The sequence below is a fragment of the Niabella agricola genome (assembly GCF_021538615.1).
Taxonomy (GTDB): domain Bacteria; phylum Bacteroidota; class Bacteroidia; order Chitinophagales; family Chitinophagaceae; genus Niabella; species Niabella agricola.
Genome location: NZ_JAJHIZ010000003.1, coordinates 2,060,868 through 2,084,847, shown reverse-complemented (window position 1 = coordinate 2,084,847; position 23,980 = coordinate 2,060,868). Strand labels below are relative to the sequence as shown.

Below are 23,980 nucleotides of genomic sequence, written 5' to 3'. Positions count from 1 at the left end.
AGCCGTTTTAGAACGAGCAAATATACGGACGACATAACTGAAAGTATTGAAAACCCCATGACAGAATGCGAATGATGAGATCGGTTTTATTGTGCTGGATGCTACTGCTGCAGGTGAATCTATGGGCACAAAACGGTATTTCCGGTGTAGTAAGAGATAAACATAGTGAAGAATTGGTTCCCTTTGTTTCTTTTCAGTTCAAAAATACCAATACGGGCTTTATTGCCGATTCGGCAGGAAACTTTCATTTTGAGGCGGTGCCGTGGCCTTCGGATACGCTGGAGATCTCTAATGTTGGCTATGAAACCCAGCTAATGCCGGTGAGCGCATTTAAAAAAGAGACCATCATTTACATGGAGCCCAAAACCTACGACGACGGGGTGGTGGTAAAGGCTAAAATAGATCTGGGACTCTGGCTTTGGAAGAACATTGTGAAGCACAAACCGGAAAATGATCGTTTCCGGCGGTTTGACAATTTCTATTATGAGCTGTACAACAAGATGGAAATGGATCTCAAAAATATCCGGAGCATCCAGAAGATCGCTAATATCAAACCCTTCCGGCCCATGAATGAACTGATCAAAAAAAACCTGGACAGTTCAGAAGGCGTAAAAGTATTGCCCACCTATCTTACAGAATCGCTTTCCGACTACTATTTTCAAAAACGGCCGCTGCGCCGGCGGGAAGAGATCAAGGGCGTGAACACCAACGGCATTAAAAATGAAAGCATGGTTAAGTTCCTGGGCGGTATGGACCAGGTGATCAATATTTACAATGATTTCATCAATGTGTTCAATAAAGAGTTCATTAGCCCGGTGAGCAGTAATGGTGATTTTTACTATAAATACAATGTCAGCGATACCCAGCGGATCGGCGGAATAAAATATTATCATCTTGTGTTTATACCACGGCGGCAGGGTATGAATACGTTTGAGGGCGATTGCTGGGTGGAGGGCGGAAGCTTTGCCGTTCAGAAAATGAACCTGCGGTTAGACAAAAAAGCTGACATCAATTTCCTGGAACGGCTTAGCCTGATCCAGGAATACAAAAAGATCAACGACAGCACCTGGTTTATTTCGAAAGATAAACTGGTCGTGGATTTTTCACCGTTTAACAACCGGGTGCCGGGAGTGATCGGGCGCAAAACCAGTACCTATCAACATGTGCTGGTAAACGATACCGCAGTGCGGAACCGGCTGCTGCAGAATAAAATCCAGGAAGAGATCATTGTGAAGACGGGGTCTGGCGAAAAAGACCGGCTCTATTGGGACAGTGCCCGGCACGAGGGACTCTCGAACACAGAGCAGGGGATCATTAAAATGATGGACACCATTGTAAATGCTGCTCCTTTCCGGAAAATAACCCGGCAGGTGGGCTTTCTGGCTACCGGGTATATCAATATCGGCAATGTGGAACTGGGCTCTGCATATAACTGGTTTACCGGAAATTCATGGGAAGGATTCCGCACCCGCTTTGATATTGCCAGCAACAAGCACTTTAATAAAAAGTTCCGCTGGCACACCTACCTGGCTTATGGCTTTGGCGACAAAAAATTAAAAGGAGAAGGGGAACTTTTTTACCTGCCGAAGAAGGATCCCCGCAAGTATTGGTACCTGGGATATAAAAAAGACCTGGATTTTGGACAGGTATACTTCGGAGAAATTACTTCCGACAATATTTTTGCCTTCGCCATACGGAAACCGAATATACCGCTGAAATTCATTAGCCTTGAAAAATGGCAGTTTGAGTTTTTTAACGAAACCCGCGGGGGCTTTTCCACGTTACTAGGGCTCAATTCCCGGACCTATGCACCTTTAAAAAACCTGGTACCGGCTGATTCCTTTGGCACGGGAGCTCATCCGCTCAGGGCAACGGAAATTTCCCTGCGGTTGCGGTATGCCTTCCAGGAAAAATTCATTGAATCGCATTTTTACCGGAGCAGTCTGGGTAGTCCTTATCCCATTGTGGAGGCTACCGTTTCAAAAGGCGTTTCAGGGTTATTAGGCGGCCGGTATAATTACACGAAAGTTCAGGGAAGTATTTCTGATAATATTAAAACACCACCTTTCGGGATCATTTCTTACCAGGCATATGGAGGCAAAACCTTTGGTACGCTGCCCTATACCTTCCTGAATGTGGCACCTGGTAACGAGCTGTATTATTATAATAAGTATGCGTTTAATATGATGAACCGCTATGAGTTCATTCATGACCAGTTTCTGGGAATTAATTTTGAACATAATATTGGCAATGGTATTTTTAAGGCGATACCGGCATTAAAATTCCGACAGTTCTATACCGTTAAGGCACTTTGGGGATCCTTATCGGAAGCCAACAAGACATTGAATTTTAAAGAAGGGCATACCTTTCAGTCGCTCGATGGGAAAACCTATCTTGAAGTGGGAACGGGGATTGATAATATCCTGCATTTTCTCCGTGTAGACTTTATCTGGAGACTGTTGCCCAAGGATGCACTCCGGAGTTCTACGGAGAAGTTTGGTGTTTTTGGAAGCATCCGGCTGAATTTGTAGGAAGGCGGTTTGAGAATTTGAAAATGAAGATGCCATTCCTGCTTCGTAAACCTCCGCCGATCGGTATTCTATAGACAATAGGCACTAATGTCTGACATCTGGTATCCAACAGCCTCCCACCGTTAAACGTTAAACCCGGAACGTTCCTCCCCCGCCTTAATAACCGCAGTCCCGTCGCCTTTTCCAACAATGACATAATCAGCCAGATTGATAAACAACCCGTGTTCTACAATACCGGTGATATGATCCAGTTCTTTTGCCAGGGACGCTGGGTCGTCAATGAGCCCGAAGCTGACATCCAGGATATAATTTTCCTGGTCCGTGATATACGTACTTCCGTTCTTTACCCGAAGCGTCGCCACTCCGTTCAGCGCGCTTAATTTTCGAATAACAACATTGGCGGCAAAGGGAATCACCTCAATGGGCACTTTAAAGGCGCCCAGTTTTTCCACCAGCTTGGATGCATCCGCAATGATGATCTGTGTTTTGGTAATGGATGCCACGATTTTTTCGCGCAGCAATGCGCCGCCACCACCCTTGATCAGCTGAAGACGGCTGTTAAATTCATCGGCTCCGTCAATGGTCACATCGATGGTCTGGACATTATTGATATCAACCAGAGGAATCTGCAACTCCTCCGCCAGCTGCCGGGTGGCTTCCGAAGTGGGAATGGCCCGAATCTGCAGCCCCTCTTGCACCATCTTTCCGATTTCCTTTATTGCGAAATAAGCAGTGGATCCCGTGCCCAACCCTACTATCTGCCCGGTTTTCACAAATGAAACTGCTTTTAACGCAGCATTGATTTTTTCCGTTTCGCTCATGTTTTCTGTTTTAAGCTTGTACAATACCTGAGGCGTTTCAATCTTACAGGGTTTCCAAAACCTCACTGATCAGGCTGCACGCCTTTTTTATTTCTGCTTCTGTGATGGTTAAGGGCGGGCAAATGCGGAAGCTGGATGCTGCAAATAAAAACCAATCGGTAAACACGCCCTTTTCCAGCAACCGGTCAATCACTTTTTTGTTGGTTTCAAATGAATCGAAGGAGATGGCCATCCAAAGTCCAAATGAACGGATCTGTTTGATTTGAGGATGCTTTAGCAATGAAAGAAATAATAGTTCCTTGTAATGCACCGTGTCTGTCAATTGTTCTTTCAGTAATACCTGCAGCGCGGCATATCCTGCAGTACAGGAAACAGGATGCCCTCCAAAAGTGGTGATATGGCCCAGCACCGGGTTTTCCGTCAGAGACATCATGATCTTCCGGTCGCTGATGAAGGCTCCCAATGGCATCCCCCCGCCCAGGGCCTTGCCCAGTAAGAGTATGTCCGGGATGATCCCGAAATGTTCAAAACCCCATAATTTTCCCGTTCTTCCAAAACCGGCCTGTATCTCGTCCAGTATCAGGAGCGTGCCGGTTTCGGTGCATCTTTTCCGCACCGCCTGCAGCCAGGCTTTATCCGGCGCAATAACGCCGCCTTCGGCCTGTATGGTTTCCAGGATCACACAGGCGGTATGGGTATCGATCTGGTGCAGCCAGTTGCTATGATTATAATCGACATGCAGGATGTCAGGCAACAATGGCCGGTAGGCATTGCGCCAGTACTCATCGCCCAAAATACTCAATGCGCCCTGGGTAGAACCGTGATACGAATTTTTAGCCGCAATGATCCGGGTGCGTCCGGTGTATCTTTTAGCCAGCTTCATGGCACCTTCCACGGCCTCTGCGCCCGAATTGGTAAAGTAAACCGAATTGAGTTCATCTGGTAAATGATCGGCCAGCAGTTTGGCATACCGTACCTGCGGGCTTTGAACCACTTCTCCGTAAACCATTACATGCAGGTAATCGTCCAGCTGTTTTTTAATAGCTGCAATCACCTCCGGGTGTCCGTGCCCGGTATTGGCCACGCTAATGCCGCCGATCAGGTCGATGTATTCTTTACCATCGGTATCAAAAAGACTGCAGCCTTTTGCCCGGGCAACCTCAAGCGCTAGCGGAGCTGTGGAGGTTTGTCCTACGTGCTGCAAAAAAAGTTCCCGCTGATTCATTGGGGCAAATTTACAGGGATTATCATTTGAGCATGTGGAAATGTGAGCATATGAGCATGCGGAAATGTGAAAATGAAGATAACATTACTGCTTCATAATCTTTCCTTTGGTCAATATTGCCCGGCAATGGCGAGTAGCGAAACACATCAAGCAGGGATCCAGCTTCAAACGTTAAACAAAGAAGCCCAGCTTTTTGCCCTCAGCTTTTAGCATTCAGCATCGGGCATTCAGTATCTAATATCTAACAATGAACCCCACCCGCCACGGCGGGCAGCCTGAAACTTTAAACATGAAACGTGAAACCATCTCCCGAAACCTTATTTTTGCTAACAATTGTTCGGTGAAAATGAAAAAGAATACATTACGCATGGTGACGGCTGCCTCCCTGTTCGACGGGCATGATGCGGCGATCAATATTATGCGCCGGATTTTACAGGCAAAAGGAGTAGAGGTCATTCACCTGGGACATAACCGGGGCGTGCAGGAGATCGTGGAATGCGCAATTGAGGAGGATGCGCATGCCATTGCCATTACCAGTTATCAGGGAGGACATATCGAGTTTTTCAAATACATGAAAGACTTGCTGGAGGAAGCAGGTTGCGGCCATATAAAAATATTCGGCGGTGGCGGCGGCACCATTCTGCCGCAGGAAATCGAAGCGCTGCATGCCTATGGTATTTCAAAAATATACAGCCCGGATGATGGCCGAAGGTTGGGATTGGAAGGGATGATCGACGACCTGATCCATACCGTGCGTTCGGAAGCCTCCGTTATGGCTTTTAATAACGCTCCGGATCATTGGAAAGAAGCGCCGCCGCTGGGTGAAGTGAAGGAGATCCGGCGGATCGCGCGGGCGATCACATTGGCAGAAGCAGGTGCAGAAGTACCAGGGCCGGAAGTAAAGGTTCCCGTACTGGGAATTACCGGTACGGGCGGTGCCGGAAAATCATCGGTGACCGACGAACTCGTGCGTCGTTTTTTAAATGCATATACCGATAAAACCATTGCGGTGATCTCGGTAGATCCTTCCCGCAAAAAAACCGGCGGTGCCTTACTGGGCGACCGGATCCGGATGAATGCGATCGCCCATCCCAGGGCTTATATGCGTTCGATGGCAACACGCGATGATCATGTAGCTCTGAGCGGAGCCATGCAAAAAGCATTGGATGTATGTAAACAGGCCGCGTTTGATCTGATCATCCTGGAGAGTGCAGGAGTAGGACAAAGTGATGCGTCTATTGCAGATTATGTGGATGTAAGTATGTACGTAATGACGCCGGAATATGGAGCTGCTTCCCAGTTAGAAAAAATCAATATGCTGGATTATGCAGACCTGATCTGTATCAATAAGTTTGATAAGGCCGGTGCGGCAGATGCATTGATGGAAGTAAAGAAGCAATACAGAAGGAATCACCAGCTATGGACGGCAAAGGAAGAGGAGCTGCCGGTTACCGGCACCATCGCTGCCAAATTCAACGACCCCGGCATCAATGATTTGTTTTTGCAGGTGATAAGGACGTTAAATAAACGATGCGGAACTGCATTTAGTGAAGCGCTTTCCTTCGAGTATACGGCGCAGCTGGAACGTGCGATCATTCCGGGCAAACGGGCAAGATACCTTTCAGATATCACAGAATCGATACGGGCGTATAACGACCACGCAAACGCGCAGGCTGAAATTGCCTCCAAGTTGTACCAGTTAAAGGGCGTATTAAGAATGTATGAAGCCTAGCGGCCGTTACTGGTCTTTAAAGAATTAAAAACGCAAAGTCAATCGAATGTTGGAGCATCCATCCATAAAAGAAGCATTAGAAGAAGCATATCAAACCCTGCGCCGGCAGCTGGATCCGGCGTACCGGCAACTTTTGGATGAATGGCCGGAGCTTCGGAAAAAATATGAACATGAAATGCTCGAGTTCACCGTCCGCAACCGAACGATCCGTTTGCCGCTTACCACTACGTCCTTAAGCGGAACAACCGTGCGTAAAATTGTATTACCCCGCTATAAGGATTGGGGGGATCTTTTGAAATGGCAGCTGCAGGAGAATATTCCCGGCCGGTTTCCTTTTACTGCAGGCGTGTTCGACCTCAAGCGGGAGGGAGAAGACCCCACGCGTATGTTTGCAGGTGAGGGTAGCCCGGAACGTACCAATAAACGGTTTCATTATGTAAGTGCAGCGGCTCCCGCAAAGCGGCTGAGCACGGCCTTCGACAGTGTAACGCTTTACGGGGAAGATCCGGAACACCGGCCGGATATTTATGGAAAGATCGGGAACAGCGGTGTCAGCATTGCTACCGTAAATGATGCAAAAAAATTATACAGCGGTTTCGATCTTTGCAATCCGGCAACCTCTGTTTCCATGACCATTAACGGTCCTGCTCCGGTTATCCTGGCTTTTTTTCTGAATGCGGCCATTGATCAGCAGTGTGAAAAATATATAACGGAGCATGGTTTATGGGACCGGGTACATGCGGTACGCAACAAAAAGTTCAGCAAGCTGGCGGCCCCGGAATATTACAATCCGCTGGCGCCGCAGGGTTTGCCCGAAGGGCATGATGGCCTGGGACTAAAATTACTGGGCATCAGCGGGGATGAGGTACTGGAGGCGAATGTATATACGGCCATCAAAGCGGATACACTCACGAAGGTGCGGGGCACGGTGCAGGCCGACATCTTAAAAGAAGACCAGGCGCAGAATACCTGTATTTTTTCCACGGAGTTTGCATTAAAACTGATGGGTGACGTGCAGGAGTATTTTATACAGCACGCGGTAAAAAATTTTTATAGCGTCAGCATCAGTGGGTATCATATAGCGGAAGCCGGTGCCAACCCGATCACGCAACTGGCATTTACGCTGGCCAACGGGTTTACCTATGTGGAGTATTACCTCAGCCGGGGTATGCATATTGATGATTTTGCGCCAAATCTTTCCTTCTTTTTCAGCAACGGAATGGATCCGGAGTATAGCGTCATCGGCCGGGTGGCCCGCCGCATCTGGGCCAAGGCCATCCGGGATGTGTATAAAGGAAACGAACGCTCGCAAAAATTGAAGTATCATATCCAAACCTCCGGCCGCAGTTTACATGCGCAGGAGATTGATTTTAACGATATCCGTACCACACTTCAGGCCCTGTATGCCATTTATGACAACTGCAACTCTCTGCATACAAATGCCTACGATGAGGCCATTACCACGCCTACAGAGGAAAGTGTGCGTCGCGCTATGGCCATCCAGCTGATCATTAACCGGGAACTGGGAACCGTAAAAACAGAGAATTTTATACAGGGCAGCTTTGCTATCGAGGAACTGACCGACCTGGTAGAAGAAGCGGTATTGGTGGAATTTGACCGGATCAATGAACGTGGCGGGGTATTGGGAGCGATGGAGCGTATGTACCAGCGCAATAAGATCCAGGAAGAGAGTCTGTATTATGAGATGAAAAAAAATGATGGTAGTTTACCCCTGGTAGGCGTAAATACCTTTTTAAATAAGCAGGGGAGCCCCACCATGCTTCCAAACGAAGTGATCCGGAGTACAGAACAAGAGAAAGAACAGCAGATCGGCAATGTAAAAGCTTTCCGGGAATTGAATACGGCGCAAAGTGCAGCAGCCCTATCTCAGTTAAAGCGGGCGGCAGTTTCGGGTGCGAATCTTTTTGAAGTGCTGATGGATTGTGTAAAGACCTGTACATTGGGGCAAATCACCCACGCCTTATATGAAGTAGGCGGCCAATACAGACGCAGTATGTAATATTTCCTTAATTTCGCTGGATTCACTGTCAAACAAAAAAAATAAATATGGAAACGGGTTTGCTACATCTACACAGTTTCTTGCGTTGGGTTATTTTGTTGTTATTGCTAATTGCTATTTTTAAAAGTATTGGTGCAGGAAGCCGGCCCTTTACCAATGGACATCGCAAGACTGGCCTGTTTTTGATGATCGCCGTGGATATTGAATTTTTGGTAGGCCTTATTCAATGGATAACCGGAGCACATGGTTTAAAGGTGATACAGGATCAGGGGATGTCAGCCGTAATGCAGAATGCCACACTTCGTTTTTTTGCGGTAGAGCATATTACCATGATGCTGATCGCCGTGGTATTGATTCATATCGGAAAATCGTTTGCAAAGAAAAATATATCCGACCGTAAAAAACACCGGAAAACCGTGTTGTTTTATGTGCTGGCGCTGATTATTATCCTCGCCGCTATTCCCTGGCCTTTCCGTGAAGTAGGTATGGGACGGGGATGGTTTTAGAATGCGCTCCCGATGCATAAATAATAGATCTATGAAGCAGCCATCGGCTGCTTTTTTGTACGGCTGAAAAAATCCGAAGGGTACCGGGGGTAAACAGGCCGCCATGATTTTGCCGATAAATGGATCTCGATGACATCGCTATAATAAAAAGAATACATGCATCAGATGTAAAAGCATTTGAGTGGCTTTTTCATCATTACTATCAGCCTCTGTGTTTGTTTGCCAACCGCTTTTTAAACGGCACGGAGCGCTCCAGGGAATGCGTTTCTGACCTGTTCTCCCGTTTTTGGGAAAATGATCATCTTTTCCCTGCCATTCCATTTGCAACCCTGCCGTAGCGTGCAACAATCTTCCGAATGACCGGTATCGGGCATCCGCTTTAAAAATACTGGTTTACGGGTATTGGCTGTCCTGATTACCCGGGATATTTTTGCTTCGCTTATGAGGCAGGGATGCCGAAAACTGCATAAGAGTAGGCATAATATCTATAAAAGTAAACTATGAAAATGTTTAGAGTATTGCTGCTTTCCAGCCTGTTTTTAGCGGTATTGAGCGCCTGTTCCAAAAGCGATAAGCCCGGAGTTCCTTCCAATGATAAAAAGGCAAAGCTGACTTTTACCGTTTCCAGTGAATTTCACAAAGTTGAAGGCGATCATTTTGAAGTGACGGTTTCCGGCGCGGATACAAAAGGCAATTTTATTGATTGGATGGTGAACGGAGCGCGAAAAACAGGAACCAATGTGTCAGTTGGCGACGATGATTTTAATAATGGGAAGACCATTACTATCGAATCAGCAAGCGATTTCTTTGGCGGGGATGTTTATTTTGGCGGATTCGAAGGAAGCGTTACCCCGTTTACAGTAACCTGGAAAATTGAAGTAAATGGAACCACCATTGAGCAGGGAACGCAAAAAGTAGTAAGAGACATGTCGCCCACCTTTTCAAAATCCTTTCAGTTAAAACTGAAATAAAGGAAGGCGGGGAATTAAAAAAAAAGTCTTCGCGACTGTTGCTGGTTGTTCAATTTTTTCTCAGGCTGTATCTCTGGTACGGCCTTTTTCAAATACCGGTGCTCTGGCAGACGCGCATTATTATTTCAGTTCAATGATCTCACAATCTCTGATATTTTTTTCGTCAATGGTAAACCGAACCAGCGTGCGTACTTTATGCCAGCCCTGTTTTCCGGCCGCACCAGGATTCATATACAGGCACTGCAGCTTTTCGTCATACATGATCTTAAGAATATGCGAGTGGCCGCTGATAAAAAGCTGCGGACGTTCCATTAAAAGTAAGGGTTTGGTTTCTTTATTATACCGCGGCGGATAACCGCCGATATGACGGATCATGACTTTTACCGCCTCACACATAAATACCAGTGTTTCGGGAAATACCGAACGGATCTCCTGTCCGTCAATATTGCCAAAAACACCCCGGAGCGGTTTAAATTGACCGAGCTGTGCTGCCAGTTCCTGGTTGCCGAAGTCGCCGGCATGCCATATCTCATCGCAATCGTTAAAATAATGAAATACGGCTTCATCCAGGAAGCTGTGCGTATCTGATAATAAGCCGATCCGTTTCAATTTTTTGCATTAAAAATAGTTATAAAAGAAAAGCTGATCAAATACCATGCTTTGCGGGACATAAAAACCGCTTCCTGCGCCGGCGGGGCCTGAGGTCATTTCATAAGCATAAAAGGTCCCGCCAAAGCGAGACCTTTTCATAATTTGTCGGTTCAACTTTAAAATACAAAACCGATCCGAACGCCGGTAATCACATTCGGAGCTAATTCAAAACCACTGCCTGCCGATTTTTGGGTAACGGTTGGTGCGTCATTAATACGGGTAGTCGTTTTACCTTTTTTAGTGTTTAAGAAACCTAAGCCGGCTTCTGCACCCAGGAAAACGCGTTTAGCAATATAATAATCTGCTCCCACTACGGCTCTTACGCCAAACCCGATGCTGCCAGGACCTTTCACGCTGCCGGAGTTATCCTTTGCGTAAGCGGTGCCACCAATAGTGGCATCGTTAAATTCTGTTTTTTTGTTGGCCACGCTCAGTAAAAGATCGCCACCTACATAAGGGGATAAGCGTTCTGTACCTTCAAAATGTTTTTCCACACCCAGGTTCACCAGGAAATCTGTTTGGCTTGTTTTGTGGGTTCCCTTGTTTGCATCGTTGCTTGGGTCATAAAGGTTCTTGGTGTTGCGGGTGCTGCTCAGACCAAAACCCAGGCGGAAGGCCAGTGTTTCTTTAGCAAAATAACGAAAGCGCAACAGGTTACCTTCCTCGTTTAACTCAAAGTTGGAGTTTAAGACACCGCCAGACAGACCGAATTCGGTTGTCACATCTCCTTGATTTGGTTTGATTGCACTCTGCGCGTTTGCCCCTGCTACTACTGCCAGGGAAAAGATACTCAATAGGATTTTTTTCATTTGATCGAAATTTTACATTTTGCCGCCCCATCGACAAGAAGCATGCCAGGCGATAACAAAAATTTAAAGAATCGTTAGTGATTTATTAACATTATAATCGGATCTTATTTGTAACAAACGTGTGTTTTTTGGTCGCAAAGGCAGGCGTGCAAAGGCTTTGGGGAAATACGTATAGAAGATTGAATAAGAGGATCTTTGGAGGAATTGTTTTAAAAAAAATTAGATGGTTCCCGTTCCAGCTGAAGAATTGGCAGCTGCTGACCCTGTCGTTCATACCGATTTCATTAAAAATTTGGCAGTCATGTTCGCATGGAGAAAAAATAGCGGAACTTATGGCAGTTGTCATTATTTTTTCTATCTTAGGAAAGTAAATAGGATCGTTTGTTTGCATAAATTTTATTCGTATGAAATTAAATGAGTTAAAACCGGGTGACTGGGTAATTGTTACGGATGATGGAGTGTTGCGTGAAGGTTCTGTTGTAAGGGTGAGTAATGAGGAGCATGAGGTTTGTGTAGATAACGGCATTCAGGAATTCTGGTATCCGCTGGACCGGGTACAGGGCATTCCGCTGGATGAGGCACAGCTGATGCGGCTGGGATTTGAAAAAATGGACAATCCTGCAGGCAATGGTACAAAGTACGGGAAAGGGCCCTTCCGGGTGCTGGTGCCTGCTGCAGACAACTTTTCAAGAAGCGAAGTGTGGTACCGGGAAGACCGCCGTCTTTTTGACCGTCCGATTACCGTGAATGAGCTGCAAAACATTCATTTACAAATGACTAAAGTTCCGCTGGTACACTAACCTCTGCATTTTTGACCGTCTAAGGTCTGAACAATACAGCTTTATTCTGAAATTTAGCCAGAATAAGGCTTTTTTATTATAAAATATTACCTATCTTTGCAGCCCTAAAATTTGTATGTCAAAACAACCTTTAATAAAACAAGACGGAGTCATCCTGGAAGCCTTGTCTAATGCGATGTTCAGGGTAAAGCTGGAAAACGGCCATGAGGTTTTGGCAACAATTTCCGGTAAGATGCGTATGCACTACATTCGTATTTTGCCCGGAGATAAAGTGGGATTGGAAATGTCTCCTTATGATTTAACCAGGGGCAGGATAAATTTCCGCTATAAATAATTGGCTAAAAACCTTAAATTAAAAAAGATGAGAGTAAGAGCATCCATTAAAAAGCGTAGCGCCGACTGCAAAATTGTACGTCGCAAAGGGAAGCTTTATGTAATTAACAAAAAGAATCCCCGTTTTAAACAAAGACAAGGATAAACTATTTAAAAAACAAAAATCAAAATACAAGAACCAATTGACGGAAGTTATTTGTTTCTTGAAATTTAAATTCGAAAAAATATGGCACGTATTGCCGGTGTAGACTTACCAAAGAACAAAAGGGGCGAAATTGGCCTTACCTATATTTATGGTATCGGCCCTTCTACAGCTAAATATATTCTTGACAAGAATAGCATTGACCGCAGCAAAAAAGTAAACGAGTGGAACGATGAAGATCTGAATGCGATCCGTTCTACCATTACTGAAGAACTGAAAGTAGAAGGTCAGCTGAGAAGCGAGGTGCAAATGAACATTAAGCGCCTGCTGGATATCGCCTGCTACCGTGGTCTGCGTCACAGGAAAGGACTTCCGGTGCGTGGTCAGCGTACAAAAACCAACAGCCGTACCCGTAAAGGTAAACGTAAGACGGTTGCCGGTAAGAAGAAGGCCGCTAAGAAATAATTAGGAGTCAGCTTTTAGTTGTTGGTTGTCAGCAGTTGCTGATTGCTGATATCTGATAGCTGACTGCTTTTTTATATGCACCTGTTACTACCAGATCAAATCCGGACACCCCGGTGCAGGACTAGGATTGACTGGGCGTTTTGCTCCGCAAAGCGTTTTATTTTTTAAAGATCACCTTTTAGTACAATGGCAAAATCACAAAACAGCGCAAAAGCCGCTGCAAAAAAAAGGATTGTAAAAGTGGATGCGTATGGAGATGCGCACATTTCTGCAACATTCAACAACATTATCATCAGCTTAACCAACAAATCCGGCCAGGTTATTTCCTGGAGCAGTGCTGGTAAAATGGGTTTCCGTGGTTCTAAAAAGAACACACCCTATGCTGCTCAGATGGCTTCTGCAGATGCTGCAAAAGTAGCATTGGATGCAGGTTTGAAAAGAGTAGATGTATATGTAAAAGGCCCCGGCGCCGGCCGTGAAGGAGCAATCCGCTCACTTTCCCAGTCTGGCATCGAAGTAGTAATGATCAAAGACGTTACTCCTTTGCCGCACAACGGATGCCGTCCTCCCAAAAAGAGAAGAGTATAATTTTATGTGCGATGTATGATGTACGAAGTTCGTACGTCATACATTGTACATCATATATATAGTTGAGCCAATTGGCTTTTCATTTTTAATAAAGGGTACACAATTAATTTTTTCCAAAGCTTTTTACTGATTGCTGTACCGGTTTCTAAAAAAGCTTAAATGAAAGTATAATTATGGCACGTTACAATGGTCCGAAGACCAAGATCTCCCGTATTTTCGGAGAGCCTATTTTAGGTAATGGTAAATGGTTGGGTAAAAACAGCAACCCTCCCGGTATGCATGGCGAAAAGCGCAAGCGTAAAACCTTAGGGGAATATGCATTGCAGCTGCGCGAAAAACAAAAAGCAAAATACACTTACGGTGTGTTGGAGAAACAATTCCGCAAAACATTTGAGGAAGCCAACCGTCGGAAAGGTATTACCGGTGAAAACCTTATTAAATTACTTGAAGCGCGTTTAGACAACACGGTATTCCGCATGGGTATTGCACCCAGCCGCCCTGCTGCCCGCCAGCTGGTAAGCCACAAGCACATTGAAGTAAATGGTGAAGTGGTAAACATCCCTTCTTATCAGTTGAAAGCCGGTGATATCATCACCCTGAAAGAAAGCAGCAAGAACCGTTCTTCTATTACAAGCGTGATCCGCCCCAAAAATCCAAAATTTGGCTGGATCGATTTCAATGAAACTGAAATCAAAGGTACTTTCATCACCTATCCCGAAAGGGAAAGTGTTCCTGAGAACATTAAGGAGCAGCTGATTGTTGAATTGTACAGTAAGTAATTTTAGTGGATAGTCAATAGCGGATCGTGAACCGACGGCTCACATTCACTATTCACCATTCATTTAGTCACCATTCACTTAATAAAGGATAAAAATGGCAATTTTAAATTTCCACCAGCCTGACAAAATCATTTTGCAAAAGGCTTCAGATTTCGAAGCTCAGTTTGAGTTTCGTCCACTAGAGCCGGGGTATGGTGTTACCATTGGTAACGCACTGCGTCGTGTTTTATTGAACTCTCTTGAGGGATATGCGATTGTAGGCATTAAAATAGAGGGTGTAGATCATGAATTTGCTACCATGAAGGGAATTAGCGAAGACGTGGTTGAAATCATCCTGAATTTGAAACAGGTCCGCTTCAAAAGAATCGTTGATCATGAAGTGGCCAATGAAAAAATTTCCATTTCTGTAAAAAATCAGACAGAGTTCACTGCGGGAATGATCGCTGATGGAACACAGTCCTTCCAGATCATGAACCCGGATCTGCTGATCTGCACTATGGATTCTTCTTCCAAGCTGGATATTGAACTGACCATAGGTAAAGGCCGTGGTTATGTACCTGCTGAAGATAACAAGGTAAAAGATGCACCGGTAGGTTATATTGCTATCGACTCTATCTTTACGCCCATTAAAAATGTAAAATACAGCATTGAAAATACCCGTGTGGAACAACGTACGGATTATGAAAAGCTGTTAATGGAAGTAAATACCGATGGTACCATTCATCCGGAAGAAGCGGTAAAACAGGCCAGCCGGATCTTAATTCAGCACCTGATGATCATTACGGATGAAAACATCACGTTTGATAATAAGGAAGAGAAGAAAGAGGATATGGTAGATGAGCAGACCCTGCAACTGCGTAAGGTACTGAAGACCCCGCTGGAGGACCTGGATCTTTCTGTACGGGCGTTCAACTGCTTAAAAGCGGCCAAGATCAATTCTTTGAGCGAGCTGGTGCAGTACGAGCAGGAAGACCTGATGAAGTTCCGGAACTTTGGTCAGAAATCCCTTTCTGAAATTGAGCAGGTGCTCATCGAAAGAGGTCTGGGCTTTGGTATGGACCTTCAGAAGCTGGGAATCGATAAAGACGATTATTAATTATGTGAAGATGTGAAAATGTGGAAGTATGAAAATTTCCACATTCTCTCATTCACACATTTCCACATTAGTACAGTAGGTTACAATTTCCTTGACACGGTGTAACCGAATTTTTTTAACCGATTTGTGGGTCTGAAATCTCAGATCTCAAATCTCAAATTAAATGTCATGCGTCACGGAGACAAAATCAAAAATTTAAGCCGTACCAAAGCACACAGAGATGCCTTGTTGCGTAATCTTTCCTGCCAGCTGATCGAGCACAAGCGTATTGTAACTACTGTTGCAAAAGCAAAGGCGTTAAGGGTATATGTAGAACCCCTGATTACCAAAAGCAAAGAAAATACCACACATCAGCGTCGTATTGTGTTCAGCCACTTACAGGACAAAGAAGCGGTTAAAGAACTGTTCGATGCCGTTGCAGCAAAGGTTGGCGGCCGCCCCGGTGGTTATACCCGCATCATTAAATTAGGGATCCGTCCTGGTGATGCTGCTGAAAAAGCAATGATCGAGCTGGTAGACTTTAACGAAGTTTACGGTAAAGGATCTGATGAGAAAGCTGCTGGTAAACGTACCCGTCGTCGCAGCGGTAGCGGAAAGAAAAAAGAAGAAGCTACTGCTGTTGCGGAAGCAGCACCTGTTGAGGAAGTAAAAGAAGCGGTTGCTCCTGCAGCTGCTGAAGAAGCTCCTGCAGCAGAAGCAAAAGACGAGAACAAAGAAGCATAATCCTTCTTTACAACATAAAAAAGCCTCGTACGGTGTACCCGGACGAGGCTTTTTTATGTCTCTCTGCTTTAGAACCGAAACCGGTAATACAGGAGCTTGTTTGAGAATATGTAAGGATTGTGCCGGATCATTAGACATCGTATAAAGAAATGATTAAATACTTGAGAATTGCAAATGTTATAGCGGAAAAATAGTATCTTCAACGCTGTTTAAACACTGAAGGATCGCTTCGTTCTTTGCAATGTTCGGAGCGCCCGGAGGCAATTCTAAAAGTCAAACAGGAAATATATGGATGTGGTAAGCAGCCAATCGGTTCAACACTTCAAAAACGACGTGGGAATCAGGTTTCAGTTGTATAATAGTTTATTTACTTCTTTACCGTTCAACCGTATTGAAAAGACCGGGATTTTGCTGTCGTTATTGTCCAGTATGTGTGAGGAAGGATATGAAAAGGCCTTAAGTCCTGTAGAGATTGTAGATGATTTTTTTAACCGGCATACCTCTTATTCTGAAGTAAAAACGCAGGTAGATCTGTTGTTTCGCCTGGTACAATATATCGAACGGCAGGTGGTGCTGTTTGACGCCCTGGAGGATGCTTCCTATAAAGAAATCAACGATCTCAACGGAGCCGGTACCTTGAAGCAGCTGATGTCTGAGGTGGTACAAAATAACAAGGAAGAAGGATTTGAGCAGGTGCTCAAAGATTTTTGTGTACGCCTGGTACTTACAGCCCATCCTACGCAGTTTTATCCGGGTTCTGTACTGGGCATTATCCGCGATCTGAGCAGTGCGTTGATACGGAATGATGCCAGCGAGATCAACATGTTGCTGCAACAGCTGGGAAAAACGCCGTTTCTCAAAAAGAAAAAGCCAACTCCTTATGACGAGGCCGTGAGCCTGATCTGGTACCTGGAGAACGTATTTTACCCGGCGGCGGGTCGCATTATCAGTGCGCTGAAGAACCAGTTTCCACAGATCAACACCGGCAAACATGCGCTGGTGAAAATGGGCTTCTGGCCCGGAGGCGATCGTGACGGGAATCCTTTTGTAACCACAGATACCACCCTTCAGGTGGCTGGAGCACTGCGGGGCGCGATTCTGAAATGTTACTATATGGATGTGCGCCGGTTGCGCCGCAGGCTCACGTTCCAGGGAGTAGAGGAAGAACTGATTGAACTGGAACGTAAGTTATACGATGAAGTTTTTGTGCCGGGGTATGAATCGAAGATCCAAGCCCGGGAGCTCATTGATACGCTGGAAGCGGTTAGGAATGTGGTTAATGATAAGCATAACGGGCTTTTTGTAAACAAGATCGAAAACCTGATTAATAAGATCGAGATCTTCGGTTTGCATTTTGCATCCCTGGATATTCGCCAGGATAGCTCCATACATGAAAAGTTGTATGCGCAGCTGGCTGCTTCCGGCATATTGCCGGCCAACTACAACGAGTTGACGGAAAAACAAAAAACAGCCTTGTTGTTGGAACTGCAGCAGGCAGATGTAACCGGGCTTGTTAAAGACGACGTAGTAAAGGATACCGTGCAGGTGGTGGATGCAGTTTGCGCGATACAAAAAGCAAATGGAGAAGAAGGCTGTAACCGTTATATCATCAGCCATTGCACCAGTGTACTGAATATTATTGAGGTGGTAGGGCTCTTTCGTCTTAGCGGCATCAGTGGCGAAAATTTTAAAGTGGATGTGGTGCCCTTGTTTGAAACCATTGAAGACCTGCAGAACGCCGGCGCCATCATGAAGGATCTGTATTCGATCCCATCCTATAAGGAGCACCTGAACCGGCGGGGTAAAACGCAGACCATTATGCTTGGCTTTTCCGATGGAACCAAGGATGGGGGCTACCTGATGGCCAACTGGAGTATCTACCGTGCAAAGGAAGAGCTGACACGTATTACCCGGCAGTATGGATTTGACGTGATCTTTTTTGATGGCAGGGGTGGCCCGCCCTCAAGAGGCGGTGGTAAAACGCATAAATTCTACGCCTCCATGGGTAGCCATATTTCCAATAAGGAAATTCAGCTAACTATACAGGGACAAACGGTAAGTGCCAATTTTGGCATTATCGAATCGGCGCAGTTCAACCTGGAACAACTCATCAATGCAGGCGTATCGAATTCATTGTTCACAGACCGCTACCCACCTTTAAGCGGTAAAAAGGAAGAACTGATGCAGGAGCTGGCTTCCTACGGTTTTGATGCATACAAGCAATTGAAGGAGCATCCGCAACTGGCCAATTATCTGTATGAAATGAGCCCGCTGCGTTTTTATAATGAAACCAATATCGGCAGCCGTCCGGCAAAAAGAGGAGGATCGCAATCTTCTTTTTCGCTGAATGATCTGCGGGCCATTCCTTTTGCCGGTGCATGGAGCCAGCTGAAACAGAATGTACCCGGTTTTTACGGGGTAGGAACGGCGCTGAAAAAAATGGAATACATCGGCCGTTTTGAGGAGCTGAAAAGTCTTTATAGGGAGTCGCTGTATTTTAAAACATTGCTCGATAACTGCGAAATGGCGATGTCCAAATCCTATTTTCCCATTACGGCCTATATGGAAAAGGATGAGCAGTTTGGCGGGATCTGGAAAATGATCTATGATGAGTATTTGCTTACCAAAGAGTACTTATATAAACTTTCGGGGCATGATACGTTGATGGCTTCATACCCGGTAGACAAGCTTTCTATCCGCATGCGGGAGCGTATCGTAAAACCGCTGGTTACCATCCAGCAATATGCCCTGGTGAAACTGCGTGAAGGAGGAGATGACCTGGATGAGGCGCTGCGCGATGCCTATGGCAAACTGGTGATGCGCTGTTCCTTTGGCATCATCAATGCCGGGCGTAATTCGGCGTAACCCTACGCCCTGCGGGAATTTAAAATATTTAATATAGAATATTTCAGCCACGACCCGTGCCCCCACTGCGGCCGGCGTCCTCACCGACCGGTAAGCAATCCGCTTGACGCATTGTGAATGTTATTCTGCGCCAAATGGTTTGTGCGGACACAAACCGGCCTCGGTTTCCTCAGCCACGGCCAGTGTGCTCACTGACCGGTAAAGAAATTCACTATTTTACATTTAACAAAAACGTATAAGTTCCGGAGGGCAATGTATAGCTGCCATCTTTATTTTGAGCAACGGGCATGCGATCGCGTTTTTGAAGCTGACAGGATGTGGGTATGTAAAAGCTTGCGGTGCTGTTGGCCGGTATCCGGCAGGTATACCGAAGCCGGTTCCCTTTTCTTTCCCAGGATGAGCGGATCTCGCCCAAAGGCCCGTTATAACTGGCTTTAAAGGTATTCAGTCCGCGTACAAAATTGGGTTTGAGGAGAATGTTCCGGAAACCCGGCTGCTCCGGATCGGGGAAGATACCTCCAAGGGCTTTATAAAACCAGGCCCCGATATCACCAAACATAATATGGTTAAGCGAGGCGTCCCTCTGTGCATCTACCTTCCAGTTTTCATAAAGTGTAGTAGCGCCATTTTCGATCCACCAGCCCCAGGAGGGGTAGGTTTTGCGTGTGACCAGCTGATAAGCCAGGTCGGCATAACCATTTTCACTTAACACATTCAACACCGCCTTGGCGCCTAGGATGCCCACATCCAGCTGTACACCATCCTCCCGCACTTTTTTTGCCAGGTTGGCTACTACTTTCGCTTTCAGCGCATCCGGTACCACGCCCCAATATACAGGAGTACTCAGTTCCGTTTGCAAGCCCGAACCATAGATACCGGTTGTTGGGTTCAGGTATTTATCGTTGATCGCGTTTTTAATTTTTTCAGCTAATGCCTCATAACGGTCAGCTTCTTCTTTCCGGTTAAAAAGTGCTGCAGTCTGGGCAAGGATCTTTACATCCTTATAATAATAAAGCGAAGAGGTCAATTCTACCGGCGATTTGGATTTTACCGGCACCCAGTCACCCAATCCCCAGGTGGTTAACCCGGTGGGATACAGGTCGGCAATATGATCTACATAACGCTTTATGTTTTCAAAATTATCGGCCAGGGGTTTGGCGTCTCCGTAAAACTGGTAAAGCGTCCAGGGAATAATGGCAATGGTGCTGGTCCAGTCGGGCCCGTTGGCCCATTGATACCCCCAGCCGCTGGTGGGAATGATAGCGGGTAATACTCCGTTGGGTTGCTGCTCATCGCGGTGATCGGCCAGCCACTTTTCATATACAGTAATGCCGTCAAAGTTATACAACCCAGTTTCCAGTGCGATCACGGCATCGCCGGTCCAGCCATTTTTTTCCCGTTGGGGACAATCGGTAGGATATCCGAAAAGATTGGATAGATAGGAATTGTTTGTGGCCTGCCAGATCTTGTTGATAAGCGGATCGCCTGCCTCAATGGTGCCGGCCTGCGGCAGATCACTATGCATAAAATATCCCTGCAGACTGGACTTGCTAAGCTGCACAGGTTTATTGCTGATGACTTCTACATACTGAAAGCCTTTGTAGTTAAAACGGGGCTTAAAGGTTTCCATACCGTTTCCTTTCAGAATAAAAATATCGGTTTGAAAAGGATCGCTGTCATCCGTTGGACGGTAATGCACATCAATATTGGAAAGGTCGGCATGCCCGGATGGGTGAACGCGTTCGGCATGAACGAGCCGGATTACCGTTCCCGCGGCGCCCGAGACATGAATCTCGCTGACACCGGAAATATTCCGGCCCAGGTTAAACACATAGTTCTTATCGCTGAATTTTTTTAGGGCTACCGGGTTGATGGTAACCACATCCCGTACCGGGTGCAGTACCTGTGCAGTGATCAGCGGCGCCGGTGCTGCGCGATCGATGGCAGCTGCCCATTTTGAATCGTTAAACCCGGCTTTATTCCAGCCTGGTACTTCCCGTTGCGCATCATAATGTTCCCCGGTGTAAATGCTGTTAAAGATTACCGGGCTTAATGCTGTTTTCCAGCTCCGGTCGGTAGCAATGGTTTCGGTTGAGCCATCGGTATAGGTAATACGCAGATCCAGGCAAAATGCCGGGCGGTTACGCCAGGGAGCTTTATCAAAATACCACACTGCGGTAGATTGATGATTGTACCATCCGTTTCCAAGCAATACCCCAATTATATTTTCACCAGGCTGCAATTGTTTGCTGATATCGTAGGTCACATACAGGTTTCTCCGGTCAAAACGGGTATACATGGGGTCCAGCCGGTGATCGCCCACGGGCAGGGCATTCAGGGAGAGCTCGTAAAGGCCGGCAGCAGCTATATAAATCCTCGCAGATTGCACCGTTTTTTTCAGGAGGAACGATTTCCGGAAGTAAGGCGCCGGCTTCAGCCGTACATCATTGCCGTCGCTGATCCATCCGCCTTTCCAGTGTTGCTGCTGCATTATACCTGTTTCGAAAAAAGCGGTTGCTGCGGGGTAGGAGCGGCCATTGTTGCCGGTAAGTGTAACGCTCCAATGATAACGGGTAAAGGGCTCCAGCGCCGGACCGTTATAAGTTACGAGACTATTGGCAGAGGATACCATTCCGGAATTCCATACCGATTTGCCTTTTTCATCGGTAACTGCAAGCTGGTAGGTCTTCTGCGCGGCATGGTGTTCGGGGTCGTTCAGGATCCAGCTGAAGCGGGGCCGGGGATTATCAATTCCTAGCGGATTAAATAAATGCTCACACCGGAGACCTGCGGGGCCGGCCGAAGATTGAGCGAAAGAAGAAATCATCAAAAAGAGGCTTCCGATCAGCCCTGGAAAACGATACCATTTCATATACAGGCAAGATTTTGATGTGGCGGTATGTATGTGCATTACAATAATAACACATCTCTGCTTACCATGCGATTTTCAGGATAGTACAGGATGGTTGTATAAGGGGTTTTGCGTATCTTAATCATCTAACGGATATAAGATGAAACTACAGTTTGCCGTGCTGCTGATGAGCCTGTCAATGCGTGTCGTTGCCCAGGTTCAGGATGTGTACACAATACCAAAATTCACACAACTTAAAATAGAGGGTTATCTAGGCCGTAAGCTGGATGCCTGCATTACAAACGGGATCCGCGCAACGGATGAGGACTATCTGGTAGCACCCTTCCGGCAACGGAAGGAACGTACACAATGGCAAACCGAATTCTGGGGAAAATGGTTTACTTCAGCAGCAGATGCCTATCGTTATACAGGAGATGCGGCATTGATGGCCCAATTAAAACGGGCTGTTGACGGGTTACTGGATACGCAGACGCCAGACGGGTATATTGGAAATTATGCTGCTGCATACCGGTTGCAGCAATGGGATATCTGGGGGATGAAATACTGCCTGCTGGGATTGCTGGATGATTACGAGCTGACAAAGGACCCGCGCACCCTGACCGGGATGAAAAAACTTGCAGATTATGTTGCGGTGGCGGTAATGAAAGCTGAAGTGCCGGTATACCGGCTGGGAAACTATAAGGGTATGGCCGCGGCTTCTATCCTTGAACCCATGGTACGGCTGTACCGCATCACAAAAGAAAAGCGGTACCTGGATTTTGCAAACTACATCGTTGCATCGTGGAAGGAACCGGCTTCGGCACAGCTGATCACAAAAGCATTGCAGGGCATCCCGGTGGGCGCGCGTTTTCCCGTACCCAAAACTTGGTATGGGCCAGACAATGGGCAGAAGGCCTATGAGATGATGTCTTGTTATGAAGGATTGCTGGAATTGTACCGCGTTACAGGGAATAAAGAATACCTCGATGCGGTAGTGGCTGCAGCAGATAATATCCGTGAAACGGAGATTATGATCACGGGCTCCGGCGCCAGTATGGAATGCTGGTTTGGCGGCGCGGCCACGCAATCGATCCCTGTAAAGCACACGATGGAAGCCTGCGTTACGGTAACCTGGCTAAAGTTCTGCCTGCAGTTGCTGCGCACAACAGGTGATGTAAAATGGGCCAATGAAATTGAAAAAAGTTATTATAATGCCCTGCTGGGCACCATGAAGCCAGACGGGTCAACCTGGAGTAAGTATATCGGGATGAAAGGTAAGAAATACCTGGGAGAGGATCAGTGCGGCATGCACACGAATTGCTGTATTGCAAACGGTCCGCGGGGTATGATGCTGGCTGCCCGGGAAGCAGTGATGGAGGGGCCGGATGGCATTGCCATTAACCTTTATACACCCTTAAAAGCTGCCGTATTGCGCAACGGTAATAAAGACCAACGCCTGGATATAAAGATGAATACCGGTTATCCGGTGTCTGACACAGTCACCATCGAGCTAGGGCCGCAGCAGTCAGCTGTTTTTACTATACGGTTGCGGATCCCGGAGTGGAGTGCCGCTACGCAGATCCGCGTAAACGGAAAAGCTGTTAACGGTGTCCAGGCCGGCAGTTATGCTTTTGTAAAAAGGGAGTGGAAGAAGGGGGATGAAATCCAGCTTGTTTTGGATATGCAGGTTCGGGTAGCTACTTTAAAACAGGATGCCCAGCACTTTGCGCTGCTTTATGGCCCGTTGGTACTGGCCGCTGACCGCCGCTACCAGTTAAGCCCGTTCTATGATTTTTATACACCGGCCTACAAGGAAGGAAAAGTCCCTTTTGCAATAAAACCGGGGCAGGAGGAGGCACTGTTGGAAATACGTATTCCGATGACCCGGGAAGTGGACGGCCTGGTTGCAAAAACAGAGGAACTGGTATTTACTGATTTTGCATCGGCAGGTAACACCTGGGATGACCGCTCGGCTTATACCGTATGGCTTCAAAAAATAAGAGATGTTTCTAAAGAATAGCATCCGGCAATCAAATCCTTCAATGCCTTAATACCATAACGGCGTACTTCCC

Annotated in this window: 20 protein-coding genes; 15 read left to right on the top strand and 5 right to left on the bottom strand. The window is 46.4% G+C overall.

Annotation, left to right across the window (positions count from 1 at the left end; all coding sequences use genetic code 11):
• Nucleotides 1-65: 65 nt before the first annotated feature.
• The gene (locus tag LL912_RS14135; protein ID WP_235554221.1) at nucleotides 66-2,531 is read left to right on the top strand and encodes a DUF5686 and carboxypeptidase-like regulatory domain-containing protein; all 2,466 of its coding nucleotides are present in this window, start codon (nucleotides 66-68) and stop codon (nucleotides 2,529-2,531) included.
• A 122-nt stretch (nucleotides 2,532-2,653) separates the two neighbouring features.
• Here LL912_RS14135 and rpiA read toward each other — a convergent pair whose 3' ends face one another.
• Nucleotides 2,654-3,352, bottom strand: coding sequence for a ribose-5-phosphate isomerase RpiA (rpiA, locus tag LL912_RS14130; RefSeq protein ID WP_235554220.1), 699 nt, complete (start codon nucleotides 3,350-3,352; stop codon nucleotides 2,654-2,656).
• A 43-nt stretch (nucleotides 3,353-3,395) separates the two neighbouring features.
• Entirely contained in the window at nucleotides 3,396-4,577 is a 1,182-nt protein-coding gene (locus LL912_RS14125) for an aspartate aminotransferase family protein (RefSeq protein WP_235554219.1), read from the bottom strand.
• Nucleotides 4,578-4,923: 346 nt separating this feature from the next.
• Between LL912_RS14125 and LL912_RS26345 the strand changes: the two genes are divergently transcribed.
• From LL912_RS26345 to LL912_RS14105, 4 genes are all read left to right on the top strand, one after another.
• Nucleotides 4,924-6,309, top strand: a complete 1,386-nt coding sequence (locus LL912_RS26345) for a cobalamin-dependent protein (protein WP_235554218.1) — start codon at nucleotides 4,924-4,926, stop codon at nucleotides 6,307-6,309.
• 46 nt (nucleotides 6,310-6,355) lie between these two features.
• Nucleotides 6,356-8,329, top strand: coding sequence for a methylmalonyl-CoA mutase family protein (locus tag LL912_RS26340; protein ID WP_235554217.1), 1,974 nt, complete (start codon nucleotides 6,356-6,358; stop codon nucleotides 8,327-8,329).
• A 47-nt stretch (nucleotides 8,330-8,376) separates the two neighbouring features.
• Complete coding sequence (locus LL912_RS14110) at nucleotides 8,377-8,835, top strand: hypothetical protein (protein WP_235554216.1); 459 nt, start codon at nucleotides 8,377-8,379, stop codon at nucleotides 8,833-8,835.
• Nucleotides 8,836-9,335: 500 nt separating this feature from the next.
• On the top strand, nucleotides 9,336-9,806 hold the full coding sequence (locus LL912_RS14105; protein ID WP_235554215.1) for a hypothetical protein: 471 nt from the start codon (nucleotides 9,336-9,338) through the stop codon (nucleotides 9,804-9,806).
• A 120-nt stretch (nucleotides 9,807-9,926) separates the two neighbouring features.
• Here the strand turns inward: LL912_RS14105 and LL912_RS14100 are convergent, their stop codons facing one another.
• The gene (locus LL912_RS14100; RefSeq protein WP_235554214.1) at nucleotides 9,927-10,415 is read right to left on the bottom strand and encodes a metallophosphoesterase family protein; all 489 of its coding nucleotides are present in this window, start codon (nucleotides 10,413-10,415) and stop codon (nucleotides 9,927-9,929) included.
• Between the two features lie 158 nt (nucleotides 10,416-10,573).
• A complete protein-coding gene (locus LL912_RS14095) occupies nucleotides 10,574-11,266 on the bottom strand; it encodes a hypothetical protein (protein ID WP_235554213.1) in 693 nt (230 codons plus the stop codon).
• A 404-nt stretch (nucleotides 11,267-11,670) separates the two neighbouring features.
• Here LL912_RS14095 and LL912_RS14090 point away from each other — a divergent pair, with 404 nt between their 5' ends.
• The 9 genes from LL912_RS14090 (at nucleotide 11,671) to LL912_RS14050 (ending at nucleotide 19,057) form a co-directional block, all read left to right on the top strand.
• Entirely contained in the window at nucleotides 11,671-12,066 is a 396-nt protein-coding gene (locus LL912_RS14090) for a hypothetical protein (protein ID WP_235554212.1), read from the top strand.
• Between the two features lie 115 nt (nucleotides 12,067-12,181).
• Nucleotides 12,182-12,400, top strand: a complete 219-nt coding sequence (gene infA, locus LL912_RS14085; RefSeq protein WP_223710630.1) for a translation initiation factor IF-1 — start codon at nucleotides 12,182-12,184, stop codon at nucleotides 12,398-12,400.
• A 27-nt stretch (nucleotides 12,401-12,427) separates the two neighbouring features.
• On the top strand, nucleotides 12,428-12,544 hold the full coding sequence (ykgO, locus tag LL912_RS14080; RefSeq protein WP_071597075.1) for a type B 50S ribosomal protein L36: 117 nt from the start codon (nucleotides 12,428-12,430) through the stop codon (nucleotides 12,542-12,544).
• Nucleotides 12,545-12,625: 81 nt separating this feature from the next.
• Complete coding sequence (gene rpsM / locus LL912_RS14075; RefSeq protein WP_090389550.1) at nucleotides 12,626-13,006, top strand: 30S ribosomal protein S13; 381 nt, start codon at nucleotides 12,626-12,628, stop codon at nucleotides 13,004-13,006.
• Between the two features lie 186 nt (nucleotides 13,007-13,192).
• Complete coding sequence (rpsK, locus tag LL912_RS14070) at nucleotides 13,193-13,594, top strand: 30S ribosomal protein S11 (RefSeq protein ID WP_235554211.1); 402 nt, start codon at nucleotides 13,193-13,195, stop codon at nucleotides 13,592-13,594.
• A 173-nt stretch (nucleotides 13,595-13,767) separates the two neighbouring features.
• Nucleotides 13,768-14,373 (top strand): 30S ribosomal protein S4, encoded by a 606-nt coding sequence (rpsD, locus tag LL912_RS14065; protein ID WP_090389552.1) that lies wholly within the window; start codon nucleotides 13,768-13,770, stop codon nucleotides 14,371-14,373.
• A 94-nt stretch (nucleotides 14,374-14,467) separates the two neighbouring features.
• Nucleotides 14,468-15,469 (top strand): DNA-directed RNA polymerase subunit alpha, encoded by a 1,002-nt coding sequence (locus LL912_RS14060; RefSeq protein WP_231007665.1) that lies wholly within the window; start codon nucleotides 14,468-14,470, stop codon nucleotides 15,467-15,469.
• 168 nt (nucleotides 15,470-15,637) lie between these two features.
• Nucleotides 15,638-16,192, top strand: coding sequence for a 50S ribosomal protein L17 (rplQ, locus tag LL912_RS26250; protein ID WP_235554210.1), 555 nt, complete (start codon nucleotides 15,638-15,640; stop codon nucleotides 16,190-16,192).
• 288 nt (nucleotides 16,193-16,480) lie between these two features.
• A complete protein-coding gene (locus LL912_RS14050; protein ID WP_235554209.1) occupies nucleotides 16,481-19,057 on the top strand; it encodes a phosphoenolpyruvate carboxylase in 2,577 nt (858 codons plus the stop codon).
• Nucleotides 19,058-19,268: 211 nt separating this feature from the next.
• On the opposite strand, the gene LL912_RS14045 is transcribed toward LL912_RS14050, so the two are convergent.
• Nucleotides 19,269-21,929 (bottom strand): alpha-L-rhamnosidase, encoded by a 2,661-nt coding sequence (locus tag LL912_RS14045; RefSeq protein ID WP_235554208.1) that lies wholly within the window; start codon nucleotides 21,927-21,929, stop codon nucleotides 19,269-19,271.
• 139 nt (nucleotides 21,930-22,068) lie between these two features.
• On the opposite strand from LL912_RS14045, the gene LL912_RS14040 reads away from it, so the two are divergent.
• The gene (locus tag LL912_RS14040) at nucleotides 22,069-23,928 is read left to right on the top strand and encodes a beta-L-arabinofuranosidase domain-containing protein (RefSeq protein WP_235554207.1); all 1,860 of its coding nucleotides are present in this window, start codon (nucleotides 22,069-22,071) and stop codon (nucleotides 23,926-23,928) included.
• Nucleotides 23,929-23,980 lie beyond the last annotated feature (52 nt).